This is a genomic window from Acinetobacter sp. ANC_7513 (assembly GCF_056779915.1).
Genome location: NZ_JBWYIW010000003.1, coordinates 46,774 through 73,218 on the forward strand (window position 1 = coordinate 46,774; position 26,445 = coordinate 73,218).

The 26,445-nt window shown below is 38.4% G+C and carries 25 protein-coding genes and 1 other RNA gene; 13 read left to right on the forward strand and 13 right to left on the reverse strand.

Going from position 1 to position 26,445, the window contains the following annotated elements:
- Positions 1-16: 16 nt before the first annotated feature.
- Entirely contained in the window at positions 17-1,336 is a 1,320-nt protein-coding gene (gene pepP / locus AC1M9B_RS05370; RefSeq protein ID WP_481608720.1) for a Xaa-Pro aminopeptidase, read from the reverse strand.
- Positions 1,337-1,418: 82 nt separating this feature from the next.
- Positions 1,419-2,039, reverse strand: a complete 621-nt coding sequence (locus AC1M9B_RS05375) for a UPF0149 family protein (RefSeq protein WP_092766815.1) — start codon at positions 2,037-2,039, stop codon at positions 1,419-1,421.
- Positions 2,040-2,104: 65 nt separating this feature from the next.
- On the opposite strand from AC1M9B_RS05375, the gene AC1M9B_RS05380 reads away from it, so the two are divergent.
- The 4 genes from AC1M9B_RS05380 to AC1M9B_RS05395 all read left to right on the forward strand — a co-directional run bounded on the left by AC1M9B_RS05380 (position 2,105) and on the right by AC1M9B_RS05395 (position 4,605).
- Positions 2,105-2,656, forward strand: a complete 552-nt coding sequence (locus tag AC1M9B_RS05380; RefSeq protein ID WP_481608721.1) for a hypothetical protein — start codon at positions 2,105-2,107, stop codon at positions 2,654-2,656.
- Positions 2,657-2,658: 2 nt separating this feature from the next.
- Positions 2,659-2,943: a cell division protein ZapA gene (locus tag AC1M9B_RS05385; RefSeq protein ID WP_180027932.1), complete on the forward strand. Its 285-nt coding sequence runs from the start codon at positions 2,659-2,661 to the stop codon at positions 2,941-2,943.
- A gap of 101 nt (positions 2,944-3,044) precedes the next feature.
- A non-coding RNA gene (gene ssrS, locus AC1M9B_RS05390) (6S RNA) lies at positions 3,045-3,228 on the forward strand.
- A 402-nt stretch (positions 3,229-3,630) separates the two neighbouring features.
- Positions 3,631-4,605 carry a hypothetical protein gene (locus AC1M9B_RS05395; protein WP_481608722.1) on the forward strand — a complete coding sequence of 325 codons (975 nt, stop codon included), beginning with the start codon at positions 3,631-3,633 and terminating at the stop codon, positions 4,603-4,605.
- A 254-nt stretch (positions 4,606-4,859) separates the two neighbouring features.
- Here the strand turns inward: AC1M9B_RS05395 and AC1M9B_RS05400 are convergent, their stop codons facing one another.
- Positions 4,860-6,116 carry a putative solute-binding protein gene (locus tag AC1M9B_RS05400; RefSeq protein ID WP_481608723.1) on the reverse strand — a complete coding sequence of 419 codons (1,257 nt, stop codon included), beginning with the start codon at positions 6,114-6,116 and terminating at the stop codon, positions 4,860-4,862.
- A gap of 224 nt (positions 6,117-6,340) precedes the next feature.
- On the opposite strand from AC1M9B_RS05400, the gene AC1M9B_RS05405 reads away from it, so the two are divergent.
- The 5 genes from AC1M9B_RS05405 (at position 6,341) to AC1M9B_RS05425 (ending at position 11,943) form a co-directional block, all read left to right on the forward strand.
- On the forward strand, positions 6,341-6,955 hold the full coding sequence (locus AC1M9B_RS05405; protein ID WP_481608724.1) for a 5-formyltetrahydrofolate cyclo-ligase: 615 nt from the start codon (positions 6,341-6,343) through the stop codon (positions 6,953-6,955).
- A gap of 116 nt (positions 6,956-7,071) precedes the next feature.
- Complete coding sequence (gene lon / locus AC1M9B_RS05410) at positions 7,072-9,498, forward strand: endopeptidase La (RefSeq protein ID WP_035269773.1); 2,427 nt, start codon at positions 7,072-7,074, stop codon at positions 9,496-9,498.
- A gap of 155 nt (positions 9,499-9,653) precedes the next feature.
- Positions 9,654-10,136, forward strand: coding sequence for a 23S rRNA (pseudouridine(1915)-N(3))-methyltransferase RlmH (gene rlmH, locus AC1M9B_RS05415; RefSeq protein ID WP_035268469.1), 483 nt, complete (start codon positions 9,654-9,656; stop codon positions 10,134-10,136).
- 100 nt (positions 10,137-10,236) lie between these two features.
- The gene (locus AC1M9B_RS05420; RefSeq protein ID WP_092766821.1) at positions 10,237-11,013 is read left to right on the forward strand and encodes a DODA-type extradiol aromatic ring-opening family dioxygenase; all 777 of its coding nucleotides are present in this window, start codon (positions 10,237-10,239) and stop codon (positions 11,011-11,013) included.
- Positions 11,014-11,166: 153 nt separating this feature from the next.
- Positions 11,167-11,943 carry a DUF4377 domain-containing protein gene (locus tag AC1M9B_RS05425; RefSeq protein WP_481608725.1) on the forward strand — a complete coding sequence of 259 codons (777 nt, stop codon included), beginning with the start codon at positions 11,167-11,169 and terminating at the stop codon, positions 11,941-11,943.
- 51 nt (positions 11,944-11,994) lie between these two features.
- Here the strand turns inward: AC1M9B_RS05425 and gdhA are convergent, their stop codons facing one another.
- A complete protein-coding gene (gdhA, locus tag AC1M9B_RS05430) occupies positions 11,995-13,338 on the reverse strand; it encodes an NADP-specific glutamate dehydrogenase (RefSeq protein WP_035268479.1) in 1,344 nt (447 codons plus the stop codon).
- A 336-nt stretch (positions 13,339-13,674) separates the two neighbouring features.
- Between gdhA and AC1M9B_RS05435 the strand changes: the two genes are divergently transcribed.
- Both AC1M9B_RS05435 and nth read left to right on the forward strand, forming a co-directional pair.
- Positions 13,675-14,466 (forward strand): RnfABCDGE type electron transport complex subunit B, encoded by a 792-nt coding sequence (locus AC1M9B_RS05435; protein WP_481608726.1) that lies wholly within the window; start codon positions 13,675-13,677, stop codon positions 14,464-14,466.
- Positions 14,467-15,168 (forward strand): endonuclease III, encoded by a 702-nt coding sequence (nth, locus tag AC1M9B_RS05440; protein WP_481597251.1) that lies wholly within the window; start codon positions 14,467-14,469, stop codon positions 15,166-15,168.
- Here the strand turns inward: nth and AC1M9B_RS05445 are convergent.
- The 4 genes from AC1M9B_RS05445 to AC1M9B_RS05460 all read right to left on the reverse strand — a co-directional run bounded on the left by AC1M9B_RS05445 (position 15,165) and on the right by AC1M9B_RS05460 (position 18,024).
- On the reverse strand, positions 15,165-15,317 hold the full coding sequence (locus AC1M9B_RS05445; RefSeq protein WP_481608727.1) for a hypothetical protein: 153 nt from the start codon (positions 15,315-15,317) through the stop codon (positions 15,165-15,167). The two genes, nth and AC1M9B_RS05445, sit on opposite strands and share 4 nt — an antisense overlap.
- Before the next feature lie 75 nt (positions 15,318-15,392).
- Positions 15,393-16,052, reverse strand: a complete 660-nt coding sequence (gene adk, locus AC1M9B_RS05450; RefSeq protein WP_035268488.1) for an adenylate kinase — start codon at positions 16,050-16,052, stop codon at positions 15,393-15,395.
- 75 nt (positions 16,053-16,127) lie between these two features.
- The gene (locus AC1M9B_RS05455; RefSeq protein ID WP_035268489.1) at positions 16,128-17,444 is read right to left on the reverse strand and encodes a DUF445 domain-containing protein; all 1,317 of its coding nucleotides are present in this window, start codon (positions 17,442-17,444) and stop codon (positions 16,128-16,130) included.
- Between the two features lie 64 nt (positions 17,445-17,508).
- Positions 17,509-18,024 carry a hypothetical protein gene (locus tag AC1M9B_RS05460; protein WP_035268492.1) on the reverse strand — a complete coding sequence of 172 codons (516 nt, stop codon included), beginning with the start codon at positions 18,022-18,024 and terminating at the stop codon, positions 17,509-17,511.
- 236 nt (positions 18,025-18,260) lie between these two features.
- Here AC1M9B_RS05460 and mrdA point away from each other — a divergent pair, with 236 nt between their 5' ends.
- Both mrdA and rsmD read left to right on the forward strand, forming a co-directional pair.
- Positions 18,261-20,369, forward strand: coding sequence for a penicillin-binding protein 2 (mrdA, locus tag AC1M9B_RS05465; RefSeq protein ID WP_481608728.1), 2,109 nt, complete (start codon positions 18,261-18,263; stop codon positions 20,367-20,369).
- Positions 20,370-20,921, forward strand: coding sequence for a 16S rRNA (guanine(966)-N(2))-methyltransferase RsmD (gene rsmD, locus AC1M9B_RS05470; protein WP_481608729.1), 552 nt, complete (start codon positions 20,370-20,372; stop codon positions 20,919-20,921). It begins immediately after the preceding gene.
- Between the two features lie 4 nt (positions 20,922-20,925).
- On the opposite strand, the gene AC1M9B_RS05475 is transcribed toward rsmD, so the two are convergent.
- The 5 genes from AC1M9B_RS05475 to odhB all read right to left on the reverse strand — a co-directional run bounded on the left by AC1M9B_RS05475 (position 20,926) and on the right by odhB (position 26,434).
- Positions 20,926-21,333 carry a hypothetical protein gene (locus tag AC1M9B_RS05475; protein WP_481608730.1) on the reverse strand — a complete coding sequence of 136 codons (408 nt, stop codon included), beginning with the start codon at positions 21,331-21,333 and terminating at the stop codon, positions 20,926-20,928.
- A gap of 149 nt (positions 21,334-21,482) precedes the next feature.
- Entirely contained in the window at positions 21,483-22,373 is an 891-nt protein-coding gene (gene sucD / locus AC1M9B_RS05480) for a succinate--CoA ligase subunit alpha (protein WP_035268498.1), read from the reverse strand.
- Between the two features lie 12 nt (positions 22,374-22,385).
- Complete coding sequence (sucC, locus tag AC1M9B_RS05485) at positions 22,386-23,552, reverse strand: ADP-forming succinate--CoA ligase subunit beta (RefSeq protein WP_035268500.1); 1,167 nt, start codon at positions 23,550-23,552, stop codon at positions 22,386-22,388.
- A gap of 167 nt (positions 23,553-23,719) precedes the next feature.
- Positions 23,720-25,153 carry a dihydrolipoyl dehydrogenase gene (lpdA, locus tag AC1M9B_RS05490; protein WP_035268502.1) on the reverse strand — a complete coding sequence of 478 codons (1,434 nt, stop codon included), beginning with the start codon at positions 25,151-25,153 and terminating at the stop codon, positions 23,720-23,722.
- A gap of 60 nt (positions 25,154-25,213) precedes the next feature.
- Positions 25,214-26,434, reverse strand: coding sequence for a 2-oxoglutarate dehydrogenase complex dihydrolipoyllysine-residue succinyltransferase (gene odhB / locus AC1M9B_RS05495; RefSeq protein WP_035268505.1), 1,221 nt, complete (start codon positions 26,432-26,434; stop codon positions 25,214-25,216).
- Positions 26,435-26,445: the final 11 nt, after the last annotated feature.

Consider the following 26,445-nt stretch of genomic DNA (forward strand, 5'->3'; position numbering starts at 1 on the left):
AGATTTGTGAAAATGGTTAACTCGCCATCAAGGCTTCGATATCTTCAATGGTTTTTACTACTTTAGCAGTCAGGTTTCTCGGTCCATCTTGAGTGACAACAATATCATCTTCAATGCGAATACCAATCCCTCTCCATTTTGGATCGACAGTTTCATCATCAGGGGCAATATATAAACCTGGTTCAATGGTCACCACCATACCTTCTTGATATGTTCGCCATTCTCCATCGACTTTATATGCCCCTACGTCATGAACATCCATGCCTAACCAGTGACCAGTTCCATGCATATAAAATTGACGATAGGCTTCTGTCTCAATGATTTCATCGAGATCACCCTGCATGATTCCAAGATTAAGCAAGCCTTGCACTAAAATACGAACAGCAACGTAGTGTGGCTCTTTATAAGAGTTACCAATTCTAACCGCATCTATTGCAGCGATTTGTGCATCGAGCACTATATTATAGAGCGCCTTTTGTTCAGTATTAAATTTACCATTTACTGGAAACGTCCGTGTGATATCTGACGCGTAAAATTCATATTCACAAGCTGCATCTATTAAAACTAAATCGCCGTCATTAAGTTGTTTGTTATTTTCAACATAGTGCAATATACAAGCATTTTCACCACCACCCACAATACTGTTATACGATGGTACACAACCATTTTTACCAAAAATATAATTCAGCTCCGCTTCTAAAGCATATTCCATCATTCCTGGTCGTACAGATTTCATCGCTTGCGTATGTGCTTGAGCAGAAATATCAGATGCGATTTGCATTAACTCTATTTCTTTTGGCTCTTTGTGTAGACGCATCTCATCTAAAATTGTATCTAACTGAATCAATTGTGTCGGTGCAGCGGTACCACGTCGGCTTTCACCACTTGCTTCTGCAATCCATTTTGTAATTTTTGCATCAAAACTGGCTTGTTGACCAATTCTATAAAATAATCTTTCTTTTCCTTGAAGCTTTGCGATGATTTCTTCGTCTAGTAGATCAATCGCATAAGCTTCATCCGCATCATAATCATCGACTGCACCATCAATCCCTGCACGGTAACCTGTCCAGATTTCCATCTCTCGATTGCGTTCACGACAAAATAAACTGTAGGTATAACCTTCTTCTTCAGTATCAAATGTTTCAATTACAGCAACTGCTTCAGGCTCTGCAAATCCCGTTAGATAAAAAAAGCTACTATCAGCGCGATATTTATAATCAGCATCACGATTTCTAAACATTTCTTCACGTGTTGCAATAATTGCAATGCTTCTTAGGCCTATTTCAGCGGCTAATTGATCACGTCGTTTTTGAAAATCTGATTGAGTAAGTTTCATATCTTTTCTGCAGCTTATGCTATTTAATTTAAGAAAATACAGTACTACTTATATGTTAAGTAGTACTCTTGATTAAATGTAATCAACTTGGTCGATGAGGTGTAAACATCTCAACGACACTTTGCTCATTTTTTTTCGAAATTGTTGGTTTTACATGTTTCAGTAATGAGCTTTCTTCAACAGCAATCTTGGTTCGTCCAACAGATAAACTCACTGGAATTAATCGAACAAATTCATAAAGTTCTTGATAGCTAATTTCACCTTCTTCATCATTATCAGAATCTTCAAACTCGACTGCTGCAATATCTTGCAAGTGTTCAATCAACTCAGCTTCATCAGCACGAATATGCCCAGACGCTAATCCAAACCCCAATACCACTCCTGCACACCAATCTGCTAAAGCTTGAACACGCTCAGACAATACATGTTCATCATCAGGCAAAATGGGTAAATAATCTAATTCATCTTCTGATAAAGCATGTGAAACATCTTCAGATTCCTCAGCCAGTAAATTAAGCGCAGTAGGTTCTAATTGAGGCACATTCAATGTAGACAAAATTTGTATCCACTCCTCATGAGATGGCGGTTCAGTTACACAAACAATACCTGTAAGTAGACCATGTAACTCACTAGGACTAGTAATTTCCTCAATTGAACCGAATTGTTGGTTCCAATCTGTCCAACCTGAAATATCGTCTTGCATTCGCTTTTCCAATCTCTATACTTCTGTATATATTACCTTTGATTGCGAAACTACGCGACCTCGTTATGTTAGAACAATTACAGCGTTTACAAACGCATTTAGGCACGCTTAAACATCGTTTGTCCGAAACCGAACAAATGAATAGTTCTCTTGAAGCTAAGCAGAAAGAACTTCAGGAAACTCATCAAACTCAAACTGCTCAAAAAAATAGCATCATCACTCAAAAGCAAGAACAGATTGAAAGTCTAAATGACAAATACAATCAATTGGATGGTATTTATAAAACTTTAAATCAAGATGCTACTGCTTTAGCAGAACGTTATAGTCGTTTAGAAAAGAGTTGTACTGATTTAAAAAATAGATTTCAGGAAATCTTGGCTGAAAGGAATGAGTTGAGAGTCATCAAAGAAAAAATGTTGGCTGAACAACGTCAAGCTCAAAAAGAAATTGATGAATTGAAGGCTGAAAATCAACGTTTAATCAAAAAAAATGAACTCGCTAAAACTAAGGTTGAGCAAATCATTCAACGATTGGCCATTTTAGGTACTGATCAAGATCATCATGCCCAAGAAATCCAACAATTAGAAAATCCGGCTGAACAAAATGAGGAAGCATAATTATGTCTGAAGTCGTTACAGTCGAGTTAAGACTAATTGAACAAACATTTAGACTTTCAACCACTCAAGATCGGAAAGATGATTTACAACGTGCTGGTGATTTGCTGAATGAGAAATTTCAAGAATTTCGTAGAAAAGCACCTAACGTAGAACACAATAAGCTCGTTATCATGGTGGCTTTAGAGCTTATGCAAGAAGTTTTAACAATGAACAAATCCTTACAAGAATATTCTCATTGTGAACGCTTACTTGCAACAATCTTGGAAGACGTTGAAAAAACTGTATAAATTTGATCTAAGTTTGCACAGTCAGTTTTACTGAGTGAATTATCACGCAAATAATGGGTATACCAAGGTTTGCCAATCTCACTCATTTCGTTATACTTAATTTAACTCTGGGATGTTTGCCAGCGGGTCTATTCCCCTGCCGATACTTAAACTTATGGATTGTGTTCTGTATATTTAGAGCGTATGCCCACCTCGAGTGGGAAACCCAGCAAGTATACGTCGCGTCCACCTTGAACTCGTCGGGTTCAGGGTAACGACACATGCAGCGGCATCTCCGGAGTCTTTATTTTATTTTCTCTTTTTTCTTATTTTTGAATAAACATCCTTGCGCTTTATCCCAAATTAATAATCAATATTAATATTTTTTTGATTTTTATCACATTATTTTCACTATAAACAACTTATTAGACACTAATCTAAAACAAATATACTTAACTCTCAATATTATTTAATTATTTAAACCTATTGCTTTATATATATTTAACAATATAAAAAAATTGACATATTATTTGTAAATTTGGTTAATAATGACCTAGTAACTTTTCTAAAATTTAAATTATTATTCCCCATAATAGAAATTACACAAAAAGTATTTCATTTTAATGTCTTCTTATTGTTTAAAGACTTCATATTATTAGTCAAACATTATAAACAATGAGAATAGATTTATATTTAAAGGAAGAGAATATGTCTAAATTAGCAAAATTGGCTGGGGTTGCGAGTATTGCTGCATTACTAAGTGCATGTGGTGGTGGAAGTGAATCGAAGCTTGACACGCCAAATGATAATTATATTAAACCAGGTGATGTGAGCTCTACATTTATACCTTTTAAAGATAAGGATTTTTTAACAAAACTTAAAGAAAAGCTTGGTTTTTCAGAATCTTTGAATGTCATGGATGATCGATTTAATCAAGCATTAGGACATATGATTGGCGAAACATTGGGTGATGGACCCATTACTCGTACAGGTAGAGTAATTGAATTAACAGATCAAGGAACAAGTGCATTTACAATTTTTAGAAATTCAATTTGTACTGAGCTCACTAAAAGTGGAACTACTCAAACAATCAAGCTAAAAAGTGGTTATGATTCTTGTGCAACTAGTTTCGGCAAGGAAGTCGTAACATTTAAAGGAGGATCTATTTCGCTTACTGAAACATTAAGCTCTACCACAGTTGAGTTTAATAATGCGCTTTATACACCGTGGACTGATACATCTAAACTATATTTAGTCACTGGTAAAATTGTAAAAGATACAGTTGGTTCTAATGGCGCAATTTATTCTGTAAAAGATCCTTTAAAATTCCAGATTGTAGATAAAAATAACCCTAGCACTACATTGGAATATATGGGGCTACAAGATTATGAATACCGTTTTTTTGATGATCAATTACAAAGTGTGTCAAGTAAAGGTACAATCGTTGGCCAACCTAAAGATGCTAATTTTTCATATGCATTTAACTTCAGTGTAACTCAACCCTTCGAAAAAGAGTGGTGGAGAACTTACCCGAAAGCAGGCGGTAAGTTAGAAATTATTGATGAGTACAATCAAAAGATTGTCGTTGAACAAACTAAAGATTATTCATCATCCGCATCAGTTCGCTTTAACTCAGGCGTGCCAACTAATGTGTCTTGGAGCGATATCGTTAAAAAGAAATAGGTATAAAGCCCCCATCTGGGGGCTTTTTTTACCCATTTAATTTCATGTGTTGCGCGTTCTCTGACATTCTAAGCTGCTCATAATGCACTGGATCATATGCGCATGCACTCATCAACAAAGTAGAAGTAACTACTGCGATAAAAATTTTCATCTCACATTTACTCTTAAACCTAGATGTGAGTAATTTAAAGCATGGCTAAAAACAAATAAAACCGATTAAAATTATAAAAACAATCTATTTTTTAGATTATTAGTTACTCATCTTGAAGCGCACACTCATAATTCTTAGGATCATCACTACATCGTATCTTTTTAAGGATAGACATCATTTCAGGATGATAATGCCCTTCTTTTGTCATCTGAATTCTAGCTTCGCGCATAATTTTCAAATATCCAGGTTTCTCAGCATCTCTTATATTCATCCAAAATTTAGGATCAATTTTAGATTCAGTTTGATTAATAAATTTATAAGCCGGTGTTAATTGCTTGGAAATAATCTCCCTTGCTATAGGCCCCATTCCAGCAGGAAATTTATTTCGATGCATAATCAATGTACCCGTTACTTGAACGAGTGGAAAACGAATAATTGCGCCTCGTACCTCGCCCTTGCTTGTCATTCCACGATAGAGTTCTAAAGGTTCAAATAAGATTGCAGGCGCTGCGATAATATCAACTTCCTTATTGTTGAATTTTCCGCCTACAGAAGTTAAATCCACTGAAACTGGTTGAGCACCAACATTTTGGACTAATTTTTTTTGGGTTGCGTCAAAACTCATTACAGCAACTTTTTTCCCAGCTGCTTTAGATAAAGTATCAATTTTACGATCATTTACCATAATATAAGCAGCACCTAAAGGCACAATACCTACAACCTCATAATCCTTATTGACCATTTTCGAATCAAATTCAGGTCTTGCTAACAGCTGAATCACTTTAGTCAGTTGTTTATAGTTTTGAACTGCACCTATTGCATCAATACTTCCAACAAAAGAGTTGAATTGCTTGGCACGTAAATTACTTATTCCAGCACCATCACAACGTTTACTTCTAAAGTCTTCAGTTAAAACCCGTTCATCTGTATAGACTTTTAAATTAACTTCAGTGGATGTTTTTTGCTTTAATTTTGGATAATTCAAATCTATCTGCATTTGTAGCTTAGCCGTACGATTGACAGTCATTTGCACGCCGAAATCTTGAGCAACTTTAGCAATTCGTGGTAATTCACTCATATAGCTCGTCGCCTGCTCAAATGCTTCACCATGAGCACCGCTCGGTGAATACACACATAAGGTGACTTGTTTCGGAATCTGTTGCCAAACTTTTGGATCATTCAGTAGTTTTTTTATTTTATTCACAGAATGGCTGGACAGTGATAAATCCAACTTAGAGCTAGTTTGAGCATTTACATGATTTGTGATTAGACCAGAAAGACTAATTACTGTCGTGAGCATAACCATACGATAAGCATGCTTGCTCTTTTTAAATAGAATACCGTATTTTTTATTTTTCATTATCGTTCCCTTTTCTATTTTTTATGATCAGAACTTAACTGATCCGATAGAGTTCAGCTTATCGGCTTCAATTTAAAATTAAATTGACCCTAATCATTTATTTGTTACACCTAGAGTAAATGAAAAATATACTATCGAAAATATTCAAATCAGGTTGATTAAACCTGAGTAAAAATCGATAAACTACTTACCTTACACATGCACTTAGATTGGTATAGTTTGAAATGCAGTTGCAAACACAACTTTTAAGAAAAACTCTACGCTCTCGTAGAAGACAACTCTCAATTTTTACGCAACGACGTTCTGCTTTTCAGGTTTTGTCAAAAATCCAATCTCACTCTAAATTTAAATCTGCACAAAAAATTGGGATTTATTTAGATGCATTCGGTGAAGTTAAAACACATATCCTAATCATGCATTGCTTTTCGAAGCATAAAGTCGTTTATCTCCCAAAAGTCTCCAGACTTGATTCAACTTTAAAATGGGTTCCAATTTCAAAGCATCAATATCTAAATAAACGTTTTACTAAACATAAATTAGGCATGTATGAGCCTATGCATAGATTGGGGAAAAATGTAAAACAAATTGATTTACTGTTGATGCCCCTAGTAGCCTGTGATTATCATGGAACACGTATGGGTATGGGAGGCGGCTTTTATGATAGAACGTTAAAGCATGCGAGCAATCAACCCTATCGCATCGGTTTAGCGCATGACTTTCAATTAATCTTAGATCCTTTAAAGCGCCAACCTTGGGATCAGCCATTAGATGAGTTAATCACCCCTAGAAAACGATTAAAATTCAAACGAAGAATATTAATTCACCCTAAATCCAACTGAATTTATCAAGATTAGTAGAAATAAATCGAATTTTATCGATTTTCACCCTTGTATTTTTTAAATTACACATCACTATAAAAATATGGCAACACCGTTGTCACTCATTAGGAGTGCTCATGACTGATATTATTATGAATGAAGAAAACTTAGAACTTCAGACCCCTAGCGTGTTACCGCTATTAGCTTTGCGTGATGTTGTGGTTTATCCCCACATGCAAATTGCGCTTTTTGTCGGCCGTGAAAAATCGATTAAAGCAGTTGATGTAGCTCGTAACAGTGACAATTTAGTTTTTGTAGTAGCTCAACAAGATTCTCTTACAGAAGAAATTGATCACGACAATTTATATCAATACGGTACTGTCGCGAAGATTGTACAAGTCGTAAATCATGAAAACGATGAAAACTGCATTAAGGTTTTAATCGAGGGTATTTATCGCTCTAAATTGATTAATATTTACGATCAAAACGATTATTTAGAAGCTGAACACAGCCTTAGCCCAATGACGATCCGTATGGAGTCGGCAACTCAACAAACTCGCCTCGAAGAATTGCGTGGTCTTTTCAGCCAATACGCTGAAGCGAAACTACGTAATGCGCGTGAGTTAATTAATGCTGCAAATAAAATCGATGATTTATTGCAACTCATGTTCTTTGTCGCTACACGCGTGCCGTTAAACATTGAAGTGAAACAAAAATTCCTCGAACACGATGAATTTGAAGCTCATTTACAAGAGTTAATGACTTATTTGCTTCAACAGTCTGAAGAACAACAGATTGAGCAAAATTTACATGACAATGTAAAACGTCAAATGGAAAAGAATCAGCGCGAATATTTTCTAAATGAAAAAATGAAAGTTATTCAGCGTGAACTTTCTGACATGAATGGCGGTGCTGAAGATGACATTGCTGAGATAGAAAAACGCTTAGCTGAAGCGGATCTTCCTGAGCATGTTCGTAAAAAAGCAGAAGGTGAATTCCGTAAGCTCAAAGCAATGCAGCCTGCATCGAGTGAAGCAGCCGTAGTTCGTAATTACATCGAAACTATATTAGATACACCATGGAATAAGGCGAGCAAAGTAAGTATCAATCTTGCTAAAGCTCAAGATATTCTTGATGCTGATCATTATGGTTTGGATGAAGTTAAAGAACGTATCGTTGAATATCTTGCTGTTCAGTCACGTGTAAAAAAACTACGTGGACCAGTATTGTGTCTCGTAGGTCCTCCTGGTGTAGGTAAAACCTCATTAGGTGAGTCTGTAGCTAAAGCAACAGGTCGCGAATTCGTTCGAATGGCACTTGGTGGTGTTCGTGATGAGGCTGAGATTCGTGGACATCGCAGAACTTATATTGGTGCGATGCCTGGTAAGATTGTGCAATCACTTTCTAAAGTCGGTGTAAAAAACCCTTTATTCCTACTCGATGAAATTGACAAAATGGCTCAAGATCATCGTGGTGATCCTGCATCTGCCTTGTTAGAAGTGCTTGATCCTTCACAGAATCACAAATTCAACGATCACTATCTCGATCTTGATCTTGATTTATCTGAAGTCATGTTTATTTGTACTGCAAACAGTATGAATATACCTGAAGCTTTGTTAGATCGTATGGAGGTCATTCGCCTTCCTGGTTATACAGAGGAAGAGAAAATCAATATTGCTGAGCGTTACTTAGTACCTAAAGCAATCAAGAATAATGGCTTACGTGCTAAGGAATTAAGTGTACACGAAGAAGCAATTCGAGATATCGTACAACGCTATACACGTGAAGCTGGTGTTCGAAGTTTAGAGCGTGAAGTCTCTAAAATCGCACGTAAAGTGGTTAAAGAAGCGGTTAGTAAAAAAGCGAAAAATCTTCAAATTGAAGTTAATTCGGCAAATCTACCTGACTACTTAGGGCCGCATAAATTCGATTTTGGTATGGCTGAAGAAGAAGCTCAGGTCGGTCGTGTTAATGGTCTAGCTTGGACTTCAGTTGGTGGTGAACTACTGACAATTGAAGTTGCAGCAATGAAAGGTAAAGGCAAATTTGTAACCACTGGTTCTTTAGGTGATGTTATGAAGGAGTCTATTACTGCAGCGATGACCGTAGTGCGTACACGAGCTGATGCTTTGGGTATCGATTCTACTCGCTTTGAAGAAACCGATATTCACGTGCACTTACCTGAAGGCGCTACGCCTAAAGATGGTCCTTCAGCTGGTCTTGCTTTAACGACAGCATTAGTTTCTGCGTTTACTGGCATTGCGATTCGACCTGACATTGCAATGACTGGTGAAACCAGCTTGAGTGGCCGTGCAATGCGTATTGGTGGTTTAAAGGAAAAATTACTGGCTGCACATCGTGGCGGTGTAAAAATGGTCTTTATTCCACAGGAAAATGCACGTGATTTAGTCGAAATTCCTGATAATGTGAAAGAAGGTTTAGATATCAAAGTTGTAAAATCAATTGATGAAATTTTACCACTAGCATTAACCTCTATGCCCAAGCCATTAGTCAAAACACCCATTGTGAAAGCAGTTGACGAATCAAAATCTGCTCGACACTAATCGGTCTTTTAAGTGAAGAAAGAGAGCTTAGGCTCTCTTTTTTATAAGATGCCAATGGATGCAAAATTAACAACCCATTATGTTTTAACTTTTGATTTTATAAATTCATCACTTTGAAATGTATAATATCGTGAAACTTCTAGTGACACATTTTCATGAAAATTCGTATCTTGACCATTGGTCAAAAAATGCCAGCATGGGTTCTTACTGGTTTTGAAGATTATTTCAAAAGAATTCAACCTTTTGTACAAACTCAAATTGTTGAGCTTCCTATGGCGAAACGCGGAAAGAATGACTCTGAAGCTGATATTTTAAAATACCGTAATATCGAAGGCGATAGCATTTTAAATGCACTGAAAGGAAATGAACTTTTAATTGCACTTGAAGTGGGAGGAAAAGAGTTTAGTACAGAAAAATTAGCTGAAACCATGAAAGGTTGGATGCTTGAAGGGAATGATGTTGTGCTCGCGATTGGTGGACCTGATGGACATTCTGATGCAGTTCGTAAAGCTGCTGCTTGGCACTGGTCTTTATCTAAATTAACGCTACCCCACCCTATGGTTCGCATTCTGTTGATTGAACAACTTTACCGTGCCATGAGCATTAATCATAACCATCCGTACCATCGTGCTGGATAATCGTTCCGAATTTGCAACATGATGTTCAAATTTAAATGGTTACTCTGACTTCTAAAATTTGCGATGATCACCTCATACATCTAAGAATGGAACCACCCTCATGACTATTCAAACGCTACCTGGTTTATTCATATCACATGGCTCTCCAATGCTGGCTTTGAATCCTGAACAGGTTGGTCCAGCTTTACATCGCTTGAGTCTCAATTTGCCCAAACCTAGAGCGATAATCGTCATGTCTGCGCATTGGGAAAGCAATGCACTCGAAGTAAGTACGGGGACTAGACCTGAAACATGGCACGATTTTCGAGGTTTCCCAGATGCACTCTATGAAATTCGCTATCCTGCCCCTGGTGCTCCAGATGTTGCTGAACAAGTTTTAAATTTATTCGCTGAGGCACAAATTACTGCACATGCCAATAGTACACGACCTCGTGATCATGGCGTATGGATGCCTTTATTACATATGTATCCAGAAGCTGATATCCCCGTAGTCGAAATCTCTTTACCCATGACGATGTCTGCTGAAGCGATATTTAAAATTGGTCAAGCTCTCGCTCCATTAAGAGATCAGCAAATATTATTAATTGGCTCGGGAAGCATTACCCATAATTTAAGAGAGCTTGCTTGGCATGGTGAAACGAGTGAAGTTCCAGAATGGGCATCAACTTTTAGAAACTACGTGGTGCAGCAGCTCACTCATTCGGATTATCCTGCTATTTTAGCGTGGAATACGATTCCTCATGTTCATCGTAACCACCCTACGATAGAACACTTTGCACCTTTATTTTTTTCTATGGGCACTGGTGATCGTTTTAGCATTGTACATAGTAGTTTTACCATGGGTGCTTTAGGGATGGATATTTATCGCTTTGATTGAGAGAAAATAAAATATCATTTTTTAAATGACCATCACGAAATAATCATCGATCAATGGATACATTTTGATACTGAAAAGTGCAGAATGTATCCATAATTTTTTAGATCTCCTGCGTTATCCTTCCTCGGATCAATACAATTTAGAAAGCTTGTTATGAAATTAAAATTAATTACCTTGGCTATTTTGCCTATCACACTTGCTGCGTGTCAGACTTCCGATCTACAAAAAGTTGGGGATTTAGCTGTGTCTGTGCTTCAACAACAAAATGCTGATCAAACTCTCGCTGCATACCAATGGCAAGCCAATCCACAAAATGCGCCTCAACCAATCACTTTAAACTTCACCGCTGATAAAAAACTTTCAATTCAAACGAGCTGCAATACTTTATTTGGCGGGTTTGAGCTAAAAAACAATACTATCGTAGCTGCTCAACTTGCATCTACCATGAAGGGATGTAATGGTTTGGCTGCCGAACAAGAACGCTTTGCTGGAAATCTATTTTCCCAAGCTGCTGTTCCTTTCGTGCTTAATTTAAATGATCGTGATAATCCAACGTTGACTTTGGTACAGCCGAATGGTGAAAAGATTATCTTCACGGGTAAAATGACACCTGAAACCAAATACAAAACCCAAGGTGAAACCATATTTCTTGAAATTTCGCCAGAAACTAAACAATGTACTGGTGTAACTCCCCAAACTTGTCTACAAGTCAGAGAAATAAAATACAACGATAGTGGTATTAAAACGCAAGTCGATAAAGACTGGACTTTATTCTACGATCAAATTGAAGGTTTTTCACATAGTCCGAATGAACGTCAAATCATTCGTGTAAAACGTTATGAAATTAAAAATCCTGCTGCAGATCAATCAAAGTATGCTTATATTTTTGATATGGCTGTAGAGCGTGAAGCTGTAAAAGGTTCTTTATAAAGAATAAAAAACCGAGGCTAAGCCTCGGTTTTTTTATTTTTGAATATATTCTTAGAATACACCCTGAGCTAACATCGCATCAGCAACTTTTACGAAACCAGCAATGTTCGCACCATCTACATAATTCACAGTACCATCTTCTTGAGTACCGAATTTTACGCAGTTACGGTGAATTTCTTTCATGATTGCATGTAAACGCTCATCTACTTCTTCGAAAGACCAACCTAAACGAAGCGCATTTTGAGACATTTCAAGACCAGAAGTTGCAACACCACCTGCATTAGATGCCTTACCTGGAGCATACAGAATTTTTGCATCAACGAATTTTTCAACTGCAGCAAGTGTAGAAGGCATATTTGCGCCTTCAGCTACGCAGATCACACCATTTGCAAGCAATTTATCCGCATCATCAGCATCTAATTCATTTTGTGTTGCACATGGAAGTGCGATATCACACTTAATACCCCAAGGACGTTGCCCTTCAAGATATTCAAAACCATGCTTCGCTGCAAACTCAGAAATACGACCACGTTGAACGTTTTTAAGCTCCATTACTTCAGCTAAAAGCTCTGGAGTTAAACCGTCTTTAATGTATACAGTACCAGCTGAATCTGAAAGTGAAACAACTTTTGCGCCCAAATACATTGCTTTGTCAGCAGCAAACTGTGCAACGTTACCCGAACCAGAGATTGTAACTACCTTGTCTTTGAAACTGTCGTTACGAGTCTTAAGCATTTCCTCAGCGAAATACACTGTACCGTAACCAGTTGCTTCAGGGCGCGCTAGTGAACCACCAAAAGTTAAACCCTTACCTGTAAATACGCATGAAGTGTCATTGCTGAGCTTCTTCATCATACCCGCCATGTAACCAACTTCGCGGCCACCAACACCAATATCACCCGCAGGAATATCTGTGTCAGATCCTAAGTGACGGTATAACTCGATCATGAGTGCTTGGCAGAAACGCATGATTTCGCCTTCTGATTTACCTTTAGGGTCAAAATCAGAACCACCTTTACCACCACCCATTGGTAGTGTAGTTAACGCATTTTTGAAAGTCTGTTCAAAACCTAAGAATTTTAGGATTGAAAGGTTCACTGAAGGGTGGAAACGCATACCACCTTTGAATGGACCAATTGCTGAGTTGTACTGAACACGGAACGCACGGTTAACGTGTGTTTGACCTTGATCATCAACCCAAGAAACGCGGAATTGAATCGCACGTTCAGGTTCAACTAAACGTTCTAATAAACCATGAGCTGCATACTTAGGGTTCTTTTCAATAAAAGGCCATAAGCTTGTCATCACCTCTTCAACAGCTTGAAGAAATTCTGGTTGATGTGCATCACGTGTTTTAACGTAGTCTAGGAAGTCGTTAAGGCTGTTGTATTTCAACGCTTAATCCTCAGCAGAAAATGGATCAAAATTGGTCAAAATTTCAATATATTGATAAGTTTTGGCGCAAAGTATTAAATATCTTTTACAGGCACTGTACAATAGTTTTCATAATTTTTTTTAATATTTTTTTAATTTCAATTACTTAATTATAGTATTTAATAATTTTAAATTATCAAATTCATTACTTTTAATTATCAATTAATGCTTATTCGGCGCTTTTATTGCGCGATAAATGACCCATAACAGCGCACCCCAAACTAACACTAATCATGTTAAAATCATTCATATTTCGCACCTATGATCTCCTTTTCGCTTGATTAAGTTTTAACGTACATGCACGCACAAATCTCATTGATAGAACAAGTTGATGCTTTCCTACCTCAAACCCAATGTGGTCTATGTGGCCACCGTGATGGTTGTTTACCTTATGCTAAAGCTATTGTAGAAGGAGAAGACGCGAATAAATGTGTCCCTGGCGGTCAACCTGTTGCTGACGCAATTGCTCACTTACTGAATCGCCCTAAGCTTAAAGCTGAAGAAAGCGTTTGGCCAATTCAATCTGATGGTCGCCCACAGCGTATGAAAGCGATCATACGTGAAGACGAGTGTATTGGTTGCACTAAATGCATCAGTGCTTGCCCTGTAGATGCCATCATTGGATCAGGAAAGTTAATGCATACTGTGTTAACTGATCTTTGTACTGGATGCGAATTATGTATACCACCTTGTCCAGTTGACTGTATCGATCTTGTTGAAGATTTACAGCCCATACCAAATGAGCAAGCCCGCATCCTAGAACAAAATGATCTTAGAAATCGTTATTATGCTCATATTCAACGTGAGGAAAATCGCAGTCTTCATCGCAAAGGTCCTGTCGTTAAAGCTGAAATTGATACTGCGCTTTTTGCTCAATTTTCAAAACAATTACAATCAGTACCTACTATTCAAACGATAAAAAAAACAGCGCTTCATAAGACATTAGATGCAAAATCTACAATCGAACTTGCCAAATTACGTACACAAATTAAAAAGCTTGAAAAACAACTTGCTGTACGTGAGAGTGTCGATAAGCAAGAGCAACTCAATACTTTATATGAAAAACTCAATTCAATTGAGGGTGTTTAAATGAACGTTAAAACACCTAAAACTGTAAAAAACATGACAAAAAACCAAATTCAAATTTTTTTTGAAAGATTAAGAGCTCAACGCCCAAACCCTAAAACAGAGCTGAATTATTCTTCACCCTTTGAGTTGTTAGTTGCTGTGACCTTATCAGCACAAGCCACTGATGTAAGCGTAAATAAGGCCACAGATAAGCTTTTCCCTGTAGCAAACACACCTGAAGCAATCTATGCCTTAGGTGTAGAAGGATTAAAATCTTATATTAAAACAATAGGTCTCTATAACTCTAAAGCTGAAAATGTCATCAAAGCTTGTGAAATATTGATTAAACAACACAACAGTACTGTTCCTAACAACCGTGCTGATTTAGAAGCACTTCCGGGCGTAGGTCGAAAAACTGCAAATGTGGTATTAAATACCGCTTTTGGTCAACCAACCATGGCCGTTGATACCCACATCTTTCGATTAGGTAATCGTACTGGACTTGCGGTAGGAAAAAATGTACTCGAAGTTGAACACCGTCTAGTTAAAGTGATTCCAAAAGAGTTTATTGTAGACGCTCATCATTGGTTAATTTTACATGGACGTTATTGCTGTATTGCGCGGAAGCCAAAGTGCAATGAATGTGTTGTGAGTGATGTGTGCAACTGGCCTGAACGTTTCGAATATGGAGCGACAAGACAGATCGATTTAAAACAGGTTTAACGATCAAGAGATTTTTTTTTATCTTTTTTCTCTTTATCTAATTTCATCTGTTTTTGACTATCGCGAAGTAATTTAAAACTTATAAATACCAAAAAAGACAATACTGCCAAACATGCAAGCATCAATAAAATAATGGCAATATTTTGCACTTGTTTACCTTAACATCATAAAAAAGAAGCCCTAATATGACTTAGGGCTTCTTTTTTGTCAAAGCTGAATAATGGTTATTTAGTTTGATCTAAAATTGCAAAAAGTTCTTTTTGAACTTCTTCAATAGGACGAAGTCCATTCAACTTATCATACGTTGGCGCATTTTCACCTGAAGCTGCACGCCCTTGGTAAAAGCCAACCAACTGTTCAGTTTCAGTATGATACGAACCTAAGCGCTTACGAATTGTTTCTTCTTGGTCATCTGGACGCTGAACTAAATCTTCACCAGTTTCATCATCTTTGCCTTCCACTTTTGGTGGGTTGTAGACGATATGATAAACACGACCTGATGCTGGATGTTGGCGACGACCCGATAAGCGTTTAACGATTTCTTCATCAGGCACATCAATTTCGATCACGTGATCAATATCAATGCCTTCTTTTTCCAAAGCTTCAGCTTGAGGAATCGTACGAGGGAAACCATCAAAGATACAACCATTTGCACAATCTGGTTGTGCAATACGCTCTTTAACCAGACCAATAATCAGTTCGTCAGAAACTAGACCACCATTGTCCATTACAGATTTTGCCTGTAGACCGAGTTCAGTTCCTTCACGAATTGCAGCACGGAGCATATCACCGGTTGAAATTTGTGGGACATTGTAGCGCTTGCAGATCAACTGAGCTTGAGTACCTTTACCTGCTCCAGGTGGTCCGAGTAATATAATGCGCATAAATAAACATCCTCATTTTAACTATATCGACGATACTTGGTTAATGTCTTTGGTAGGCACCAATCCAGCATCTATTTATAAGAAAGCCACAAATAAATGAATCAGACCCGCGAAGAAACCTGTTACCCCACCTAGCACAATTAAGATCCATTCGTCTTCCTGGAATGCAGGACGTAATAGATTTTGAAACTCGCGCGGCGTTAATTCACGGATACGTTCTTTAAACATTTGATAGATTTTCTGTGCGCGGCTCGCATTAAAAGCTGGGTCGCATACAGGCACCATCGTAATTTCAATTGAGCGATCGATCAAGTCTGTCTTGAGTTTTGCATACTCTTTTGGACCTAAAGATAGCTGTAATGATGTACGAACCAATGGTGTTTCCATGATTTCATTGATATGACGTTTAACAATACGGCGTGTTTTGTCTTTTTTTCCACCATACATCATTTCCATCATAATAGATTTCAATGTAATCAAATCTTCAGTCACTACACGTGCAAATACATCAGATACTTCTTCTTGGCGCTTCATAAACGCACCTTGAATATTATAAGAACCAATGCGTGGAATGACAGGTTTTATCCAAGGGAATTTACGATCTTTCGTTAATTCAAAGAATTGTGGATAACGTATATAGTGTGGTTCAACTGGATTAAATACCATCCAAATTGCAATCCAATTTGTTAAAAAGCCCCAAATTGCTGCCCAGAATGGTACAGTCCAATGCCAAGGCACCACAAACCAAACGATCATTTGGAAGATACCGAAGAACATACCGATTAATGCACTGATATGCCAAATGAAGTTAATTTCTTTTTGACCCACTTTTAGGAACATATTGACCATCAATTGACGGTCGCCTTCCATTTGACTCACTACCATCGCACGCATATCCACGAGCGACTCAACATTTAAAGTTAATTCGGTTACGAGCTCTTTCAAAACATTTGGAAGTTGCTTATGTGCTTGCGCATAAATACGTCTCTTGATTGAGTAAGGTAAGTTTTCCCATAGAACCGCATTGCGATCCATCATCACTTCATCAATTAAGTGCTCTAACTCAAAGCCAACCTGTTCACCAATGATACGAGCAGTATCCTCGGGATCCATCGCATCTAAGAACTCTCGTAAGGAGCCAAGTTTTGATAGTGTATTGTCGGTAATAATACCCGATATACGTCCTGCCTTACGTGGAACAATTCCTTGCCATCCCACCGGAAGCGGACCTAAGTGAAAACCCCAAAACTTAATTGGATAAAACACCATCTTGAGTGCCATCCAGACGTGAGCCCAAGTCACAAATGCGGTTACTGGGATAATACTCAGTACTGCATAAAAATCAGGTCGATTGACGAAGGCTTGCCACAAATCACTCACATATCCAAACATTCATGACTCTCATATTCATATATCTAATTGCAGTCGAACTTGAGGTATAAAACCATAAAGCTTTCTAAAATCCTACACTTAAGGTGTAAGCAAACTGTAGTTCTGGTTTAGTTTCAAAAATCACTTGGTTTCCTTGCGTGATTTCCTCTCCTGCTTTTATCCCTACACTAAATGTACTAATTCTTTCTTTATTCAGCATGACATAAGATAAATCTATACCACCACCGAGTTGAGATTCCTTTTCACCATTGACTGTTTTTGATTTTAGATGACCAGCAAATGCACCTAAATAAAATCCATTTAAGTCCTTAGTTCCGAGAATTATTGGGTAACGAAAACCGACTTGAGCACCCACATCGTGGTCGTCATTTAAGAAAGCGCCAAGCTTTCCGTATCCAATACCGTATGGAGTGACGTATTCTAAATTCCCATGCGCTAACCGTTGTGTAACACCAGCACCCACATTTATTTTAGAAAATTGTTCTGGTTTCAATTTTGCTTCAGGATAAAACGATGAAAAATCTGCGTATGCTAAATTCCCTACCCACATCATGACAGCAAAGGAAACGATTTTTCTCATTATTTTCTCCATTTTCTCAAACTGAGAACAATATTATTATTCATCCATAGTGATTCGACTTTAACAGAATAATTTTCGTTCTTATATACAACAAGCTTTAAAATTAGTGTCTATTTGGTCAAATTTTAATTTTTATAACATACGAACTATTTATTAATTTTACAAATTTTATAGTCAATCTGAGTTAAAATACTTTGATATAAAGTCAGCTTTTACCCGCAAAAAAGTAAAGATCTATGAAGCAGCAGTTCCCACTGAAGAATGTACAACAAGAAAAGCGAATTTTTCGTAGTCGAGTGGTGTTTGCTATTTGCGTGGTAATCTTTTTTTTACTTGTTCTATTGTCTCGATATGCTTATTTGCAAATTGTGCATTACGACCAGTTTAAAGATGCATCGGACAAAAACCGAATTCGTTTACAACCGATTTCCCCTGCCCGCGGTTATATTTTTGATCGTAACGGCATTCTACTGGCTGACAATTATCCAGTTTTTACGGCTACATTAAGTAAAGCGGATGTGCCTGATATTGAAGACACGGTAGAACGCCTTAGAAAGATTATTGACTTGAGCGAAGAAGACATTGAACGCTTCATGAGTCGTGTAAAAACCGCAAAAAAGACTGAACGTGTAACGCTTAAACTAAACTTAACTGAAACAGATATCGCTAAATTTAGCGAAGTAAAGTTTAAATTTCCTGGTGTTTCCATTGAAACCCAAATGACGCGTTATTACCCACATGGTGAATTATTTGCCCATGTTATTGGGTATGTCGGTCGTATTAATGATAAAGAACTTAAAAGCATTGATAAAGATGCTTACGCAGGCACCAACCTGATCGGTAAAATTGGCGTAGAAAAATTTTACGAAGACCTGTTGCATGGTTCACCTGGCTTTGAATCTATTGAGACAGATGCATTTGGTAATGTCTTACGGAAGTTAGGGCGTAAAGATTCTGTACGCGGTAATGACCTCTATTTATCACTTGATTATGGTCTCCAAACAGTAGCTGCTGAGCAACTTGCGGGGCGTCGTGGTGCAATTGTTGCAATGGATCCACGTACAGGTGAAATTTTGGCACTCGTTTCGAGTCCGAGTTTCAACCCCAATTTATTCGTGACTGGTATCAGTCATACAGACTATAGTGCACTGCGTGACAATTTAGATCAGCCGTTGTATAACCGCGCAGTTCAAGGGACCTATCCACCAGGTTCTACCATTAAGCCTATGGCTGCATTAGGGGGTATTCACTACGGTATTGTCGATTGGTCAACTGCTATTTCAGATCCAGGTTATTTCCACTTACCAGGAGACTCTCACAAATTCCGCGACTGGAAAAAAACGGGGCATGGTGTAGTCAATATGCACAAGTCCATTGTTGTCTCATGTGATACTTACTATTACGTTCTTTCTTACCAGATGGGGATCGATCGTATGAACACATGGATGCGTCAGTTTGGATTTGGTGAGAAAACGGGTGTAGACCTTCCTAGCGAAAGTACAGGATTGTATCCTTCGCCAGAATGGAAAATGCGTACTCGCAATTCTAAATGGCTCAAAGGGGAAACAATCTCAGTCAGTATTGGGCAAGGTGCGTTCACTTCTACCCCCTTGCAACTTGCGATGGCAACTGCAATTACTGCAAATCATGGCGCCCATGTTACACCGCATGTATTACGTGAAACCAAAGGAACAAAGCAATTCAAAGTCCACAATGCACCAGATTATAAAATTGCCTTCAATGGTACTGATGAAGATTGGATTAAGATGCGTGATGCCATGGTGGATGTGATCCAATCTGGAACAGGTAAAGGGATTCGTGGTGGACTGCAATATCAAATTGCGGGTAAAACAGGTACCGCTCAGGTCAAGAGTATTGCGCAAGGTAAAAAGTATAACGAAGCTTTATTAACTGAACGTCAACTCGATCACGGCTTATTTGTAGGCTTCGCCCCTGCCGACAACCCAGAAATAGCGATTGCAGTGATATGGGAAAATGGTCGTGGAGGTTCAGGAGCAACCGCGCTCGCACGTCCTGTATTAGATTATTGGTTACTCCATCGTGATCGTAAGCCAATAAAGCCGATGAATCATGTTGTCAGCGGCGGCTTAATGACAGCAGGCATTAAGCCTGGTGAATTACCTAGCGGATCTAGTAATTTATCAGCCGATCCAAATGCACTTCCTCGTGAACTCCAAACATCACGTAACAGCAACAGTGCAACGAATGCAACGAATGCAACGAATGCAACGAATGCAACGAATGCAACGAATGCAACGAATGCAACGAATGCAACGAATGCAACGAATGCAACCACTGACACTCAACGTAACACGAGTCAATAAATGAAAAATCAACTCCGCATCATTGGTGGTGAATGGAAACGACGTGTATTACCTTTTGCCACTATTGAGGGTTTAAGACCAACACCAGATCGTGTACGCGAAACTTTATTTAATTGGTTAATGTGGGATATTCAACAAGCGCAGGTGCTAGATGTTTGCGCTGGATCTGGTGCATTAAGTTTTGAAGCGCTATCTCGAGGGGCAGCTCATGTCACGATGATCGAACCTAATTTAGAGCAAAATAAATTTTTAAAATCAAACTTAGCGCTTTTAAATGTGAATAATGCAAAACTGATTCTAAGCACTGCCCAAATCGCGCTAAAACAACTCTCAAACAATCAATTCGATGTAGTTTTTTTAGATCCTCCCTATAGTTTAAATCTTTGGGAGGAGTTGGCTTCATTGATTGACCCAAAACTCAAAGCAGATGCATTTATTTATGTCGAAGCCGATCAACCATTGTCATCACTTAATCTACCTTCTTCATGGCGTCTCATAAAAGAAACCAAAGCTGGAACTGTTAAATCAGGCCTTTATCAAAAAATAGATTAGACATTTAAAATGTCTGATTCCAAAAAATCCGAATCAATCTGCCTCGATCGTAGGGAAACGAGGATAAAAACTCGTATCCTATCGTTTGATTCTCTTTCAGTAAATACTCAACACCGTATCCAAACGTAATGCTTAATTGTTCCAGATTTGATAAGTCAAAATGACCTGTATCAAGTTTATTCTTCAATTCATTCCGATCAAAAGCCGTGAAATTAAAAAATTGAATACGTTCGGATTGAAAAATTGAATGCGTCAATACATCAAATTTCGAATATTCTTTCTCATTTAATTCTGCAATCTTGGTCTGTTCACTATTTAAATCTTCTATGGCAGGCTCATAGTGAAGTTCTTGCTGAGCTTCAAAAAAATTAAAAATGAGATTTTGATCATTCGTATTTTCATCATGATCCAAGGAATTCGCGTGAACAGCAGAAATTGAAAAAAACATCAAAGCTTGTAAATAAAGTTTTAAATTTTGAATCATATTAATTTTACGTTTCTATATCTTATTATTATGCATGAAAAAAAGCCTCCACTCAGGAGGCTTTTTTACTTAAAGCATTAAGCTAGACCTTTTTCTTTAAGTACTTCTAGCATCGTTGAACCAAGTTCAGCTGGGCTACGTGTATATGCCATTCCAGCACGTTCAAACGCAGCGAATTTTTCTTCTGCCGTGCCTTTACCACCTGAAATAATAGCACCAGCATGACCCATTCGCTTACCTTTCGGTGCAGTCACACCAGCAATATAACCAACAACAGGTTTGGTCACATTTGATTGGATATATTCTGCCGCTTCTTCTTCAGCTGTACCACCAATCTCACCAATCATAATAATTGCATCTGTGTCTGGATCATCTTGGAACAGTTTCAAAGCATCAATCTGATTCATACCAGGGATTGGATCTCCACCAATACCAATACACGTTGATTGACCTAATCCTAACTTCGTAGTTTGTGCAACAGCTTCATAGGTCAACGTACCAGAACGCGAAATAATACCGATTCGTCCTGGCTGATGAATATGTCCTGGCATAATACCAATCTTACATTCACCCGGCGTGATAACACCTGGACAGTTTGGACCCACTAAGCGAGTGCCATTTCCATTGGTTTCTAGATAGCGTTTCGCTTTCAGCATATCAATGGTTGGTACACCTTCAGTGATAACAACAATCAGTCCAACGCCAGAGTCAACTGCTTCAACGATAGAATCCAATACAAATGGTGCAGGAACGTAAATGACCGATGCATCAGCACCAGTCTCTTTCACTGCATCTTTCATTGTATTGAATACAGGTAGATTTAAATGAGTTTGACCGCCTTTACCTGGAGTCACACCACCCACAACCTTAGTACCATAAGCCAAAGCTTGTTCTGAGTGGAATGTACCATTTTTACCCGTAAAGCCCTGTACCAATACTTTAGTGTCTTTATTAATTAATACGCTCATGATTGATACTCCTTATGCTTTTACTGCAGCAACAATTTTTTCTGCGGCATCAGATAAGCCGTTTGCAGAAATTAGTTTAAGACCAGATTCATCAAGTAATTTTGCACCTAGTTCTGCATTATTCCCTTCTAAGCGAACAACAACAGGCACTGTTACATTTACTTCTTGAACCGCTGCAATAATTGCTTCAGCAATCATGTCACAACGCACAATACCACCGAAGATATTGATCAGCACACCTTGTACTGACTGATCCGCTAAAATGATCTTGAATGCTTCAATTACACGCTCTTTGGTTGCGCCACCACCTACATCCAAGAAGTTTGCTGGTTGACCACCATAGAGTTTAATGATGTCCATGGTTGCCATTGCAAGACCTGCTCCATTCACCATACAACCAATATTACCTTCTAAAGCAACATAGTTAAGGTCAAACTCAGATGCCTTGAGCTCACGCTCATTTTCTTGCGATTTATCTCTTAAAGCAGAAACTTCTGGCAAACGATATAAAGCATTCGAATCAATACCGACCTTGGCATCAACACACAAAATTTCACCATTTTCACGGACTGACAATGGATTAATTTCAAACAATGCGAAATCATTTTCTACGAACGCTTGATAAGCTGCAGACATAATTTTAACAAATTGATTAATCTGTTTATCTTTCAGCTCTAAAGCAAAAGCGACTTCACGAGCTTGGAAAGGAAGTAAGCCAACCAATGGATCTACTTCAACTTTAATAATTTTTTCTGGAGTTTCTTCAGCGACTTTTTCAATTTCGACACCACCTTCAGTAGAAGCCATGAAAGTAATACGACGTGATGAACGATCAACAACTGCGCCTAAATACAATTCACGCTCAACTGGATAGACATCTTCTGCAACGAGTACACTGTTAACTGGTTGCCCATTTGCATCCGTTTGATATGTAACTAAACGAGTACCAATAATTTGCGAAGCATATTCTTTTGCTTCATCAGCTGACTTAACAACTTTAACGCCGCCAGCTTTTCCACGCCCACCGGCATGTACTTGTGCTTTCATAACAGCGAATTTGCCGCCTAGCTGTTCAAATGCTTTTACTGCTTCCTCTGCATTTGTAGCGATGATGCCTTCCTGAACTGGCATACCATATTTTTTTAACAGCGATTTCGCCTGATACTCGTGTAAATTCATTGTTTTACCTTTTACTACTTTTCACTTTTTATGACACACCAATATTTAAACTTCCTTCGCAATAAATATTGGCATTTATTAAATTTAGTATTCTAGTTTTAGATGATTATTCAAACAAAAACAACCACCAAATGCAAAAAGAGCGGCCTCAGCCGCTCTTTTTTGTGTTATTTACGTTTACGCTGAATCGCGTGAATCGCTCGCCCATCTACTGCTAACGCAGCTTCATGAACTACTTCAGAGAATGTTGGGTGACCAAATGTCATTAATTGAAGATCTTCAACGCTTGATACAAATTCAAGTGCGATCATACCTTGGTGAACGATATCAGACGCAGCAGGTCCAATCACGTGCATACCAAGCAAACGATCCGTTTTAGCGTCAGCAACAAATTTCACGAAACCAGCGTTTTCTCCTGCTGCCATCGCACGACCATTCGCTGCGAAACCAAATTGACCTGTTTTAACTTCGTGACCTTTTTCTTTCGCTTGTTCTTCTGTTAAACCAACCCACGCCGCTTCAGGGTGTGTATAGATCACAGAAATAATCGTGTCATAGTTCACTTGAGCTGCGTGACCATGAATACGTTCAACAGCCATTACGCCTTCTTCCATTGCTTTATGTGCAAGCATTGGACCACGTACTAAGTCACCAATTGCATATACACCTTCAACAGAAGTTGCACACCAATCATTTACTTCAACCAAACCACGTTCAGTAAGTTTAATGCCAGAATCTTCTGCTAATAAACCTTCTGCATACGCTTTACGACCCACGCAAACGATCAATTTGTCGAAAGTCTGAGTTTTGTCTTCGCCACCTTGAGTGTACTTAACTGTCACTTCACGACCATTTATTTCTGTACCAGCTACTTTTGCGCCAACACGAATATCAAGACCTTGCTTCGTTAATACTTTTTGGTAATCTTTAGCCAAAGCTTTATCAGCCATTGGTAAAAATGCATCCATTGCTTCAAAAACAACAACCTCTGCACCCAAACGACGCCATACTGATCCTAGTTCAAGACCAATTACACCTGCACCAATTACACCTAAACGTTTAGGTACTTCTTGGAATTCAAGCGCACCGGTAGAATCAACGATAAGATCTTGATCTACAGGAGCAACAGGAATATTTACAGGAACAGAACCAGAGGCAAGAATGACATATTTAGGTTCTAAAATTTGAGTTTCACCTTCATGTGGAACAAACTCAACTTTTTTACCAGCTAATAATTTACCTGTACCCTGCAACCATTCAATACCGTTACCTTTCAATAGGCCATCGATACCCATTGTAAGTTGGTTGACGATTTTATCTTTACGAGCAAGTAACTTTTGAAGATCGAATTTCACTTCGCCCGTCGTAATACCATGATCATCTAAATGATGAACAGTATCTTCATAACGATGTGAAGAGTCTAAAAGTGCTTTAGATGGGATACAACCCACGTTCAAGCAAGTACCACCTAAAGATGGTTTTCCTTTATGAATACGCTTTTCAATACATGCAACTTTGAAACCCAGTTGTGCTGCACGAATAGCAGCTTCATAACCACCTGGACCACCGCCGATTACTACTAAATCAAATTGTTGAGACATTCTTCTCTCCAAAAATGGGCCTAGAGGATCGCTCTAAGCCCATGGATTTATTCTTTAGAATTAAAGATCAAGGATAAGTTTAGCTGGTTCTTCTAACAATTCTTTGATTGTTACAAGGAAACCTACTGCTTCTTTACCATCAATTAAACGGTGGTCATAAGAAAGCGCTAAATACATCATTGGTAAGATTTCAACTTGACCATTTACCGCCATTGGACGCTCTTGGATTTTATGCATACCCAAAATTGCAGTTTGTGGCGTATTTAAAATTGGTGTTGAAAGCAATGAACCGAAAGTACCACCATTAGTGATCGTGAATGTACCACCTGTCATATCTTCAATGCCGAGCTTACCATCACGTGCTTTGAATGCGTAATCACGAATACCATTTTCTACTTCAGCATAGTTCATGCGATCAGTATCACGTAATACTGGAACTACTAAACCACGGTCAGAAGATACCGCTACACCGATGTCATAGTAACCGTGATAAACGATATCATCACCATCAATTGAAGCATTTACAGCTGGGTAGCGTTTAAGTGCTTCAGTTGCAGCTTTAACAAAGAATGACATAAAGCCTAAACGAGCACCATGACGCTTTTCAAAAGCATCTTTGTACTGAGCGCGCATGTCCATGATTGGCTTCATGTTGACTTCGTTGAACGTCGTTAACATTGCTGTTTCTTGCGTTGCAGCAAGTAAACGCTCAGCCACACGCTTACGAAGACGTGTCATAGGAACACGTTTTTCAATACGCTCACCTACAGCTACGCTTAATGGTGCAGCAGCAGGAGCAGCAGGTTTAGATTGGTGATTCGCCACATCTTCTTTAGTGATACGGCCACCACGACCTGTACCTGAAACTTCTGATGCATTGATACCAGTTTCAGTTAATGCCTTACGAACAGCTGGAGCTTGGTCTTGAACAGGAGCTTGAGCACGTTCAACAACCGGAGCAGCACCCGCTTCTGTAGCAGCCGCAGCTTGTTCAACTTTCTCTTCAGATTGAACAGCTTGAGTTTGAGAAGCACCAGAAACAGCACCTGCTTCAAATGTAGCAATTACTTCATCAGAAAGAACTGTGTCGCCTTCGCCTTTAATGATATTTGCAATCGTACCATCTGCAGGAGCAACAACTTCAAGTACAACTTTATCCGTTTCGATATCACAGATCACTTCATCACGTGATACCGCTTCACCTGGTTGTTTGTGCCAAGTTGCAATTGTTCCGTCTGCAACTGACTCTGGGAATACCGGTGCTTTAATTTCGGTTGCCATTCTTAAGATTC

What these genes read in the sequence shown, in the direction of transcription:
- lpdA (WP_035268502.1), bottom strand. Translation starts at nt 25,153, where the DNA reads ATGTCTCAACAATTTGATTTAGTAGTAATCGGCGGTGGTCCAGGTGGT.
- sucC (WP_035268500.1), bottom strand. Translation starts at nt 23,552, where the DNA reads ATGAATTTACACGAGTATCAGGCGAAATCGCTGTTAAAAAAATATGGT.
- AC1M9B_RS05380 (WP_481608721.1), top strand. Translation starts at nt 2,105, where the DNA reads ATGTTAGAACAATTACAGCGTTTACAAACGCATTTAGGCACGCTTAAA.
- mrdA (WP_481608728.1), top strand. Translation starts at nt 18,261, where the DNA reads ATGAAGCAGCAGTTCCCACTGAAGAATGTACAACAAGAAAAGCGAATT.
- sucD (WP_035268498.1), bottom strand. Translation starts at nt 22,373, where the DNA reads ATGAGCGTATTAATTAATAAAGACACTAAAGTATTGGTACAGGGCTTT.
- nth (WP_481597251.1), top strand. Translation starts at nt 14,467, where the DNA reads ATGAACGTTAAAACACCTAAAACTGTAAAAAACATGACAAAAAACCAA.
- AC1M9B_RS05455 (WP_035268489.1), bottom strand. Translation starts at nt 17,444, where the DNA reads ATGTTTGGATATGTGAGTGATTTGTGGCAAGCCTTCGTCAATCGACCT.
- adk (WP_035268488.1), bottom strand. Translation starts at nt 16,052, where the DNA reads ATGCGCATTATATTACTCGGACCACCTGGAGCAGGTAAAGGTACTCAA.
- AC1M9B_RS05400 (WP_481608723.1), bottom strand. Translation starts at nt 6,116, where the DNA reads ATGAAAAATAAAAAATACGGTATTCTATTTAAAAAGAGCAAGCATGCT.
- AC1M9B_RS05385 (WP_180027932.1), top strand. Translation starts at nt 2,659, where the DNA reads ATGTCTGAAGTCGTTACAGTCGAGTTAAGACTAATTGAACAAACATTT.
- AC1M9B_RS05405 (WP_481608724.1), top strand. Translation starts at nt 6,341, where the DNA reads ATGCAGTTGCAAACACAACTTTTAAGAAAAACTCTACGCTCTCGTAGA.
- AC1M9B_RS05460 (WP_035268492.1), bottom strand. Translation starts at nt 18,024, where the DNA reads ATGAGAAAAATCGTTTCCTTTGCTGTCATGATGTGGGTAGGGAATTTA.
- odhB (WP_035268505.1), bottom strand. Translation starts at nt 26,434, where the DNA reads ATGGCAACCGAAATTAAAGCACCGGTATTCCCAGAGTCAGTTGCAGAC.
- lon (WP_035269773.1), top strand. Translation starts at nt 7,072, where the DNA reads ATGACTGATATTATTATGAATGAAGAAAACTTAGAACTTCAGACCCCT.
- rsmD (WP_481608729.1), top strand. Translation starts at nt 20,370, where the DNA reads ATGAAAAATCAACTCCGCATCATTGGTGGTGAATGGAAACGACGTGTA.
- pepP (WP_481608720.1), bottom strand. Translation starts at nt 1,336, where the DNA reads ATGAAACTTACTCAATCAGATTTTCAAAAACGACGTGATCAATTAGCC.
- AC1M9B_RS05395 (WP_481608722.1), top strand. Translation starts at nt 3,631, where the DNA reads ATGTCTAAATTAGCAAAATTGGCTGGGGTTGCGAGTATTGCTGCATTA.
- AC1M9B_RS05420 (WP_092766821.1), top strand. Translation starts at nt 10,237, where the DNA reads ATGACTATTCAAACGCTACCTGGTTTATTCATATCACATGGCTCTCCA.
- rlmH (WP_035268469.1), top strand. Translation starts at nt 9,654, where the DNA reads ATGAAAATTCGTATCTTGACCATTGGTCAAAAAATGCCAGCATGGGTT.
- AC1M9B_RS05435 (WP_481608726.1), top strand. Translation starts at nt 13,675, where the DNA reads ATGCACGCACAAATCTCATTGATAGAACAAGTTGATGCTTTCCTACCT.
- AC1M9B_RS05425 (WP_481608725.1), top strand. Translation starts at nt 11,167, where the DNA reads ATGAAATTAAAATTAATTACCTTGGCTATTTTGCCTATCACACTTGCT.
- AC1M9B_RS05375 (WP_092766815.1), bottom strand. Translation starts at nt 2,039, where the DNA reads ATGCAAGACGATATTTCAGGTTGGACAGATTGGAACCAACAATTCGGT.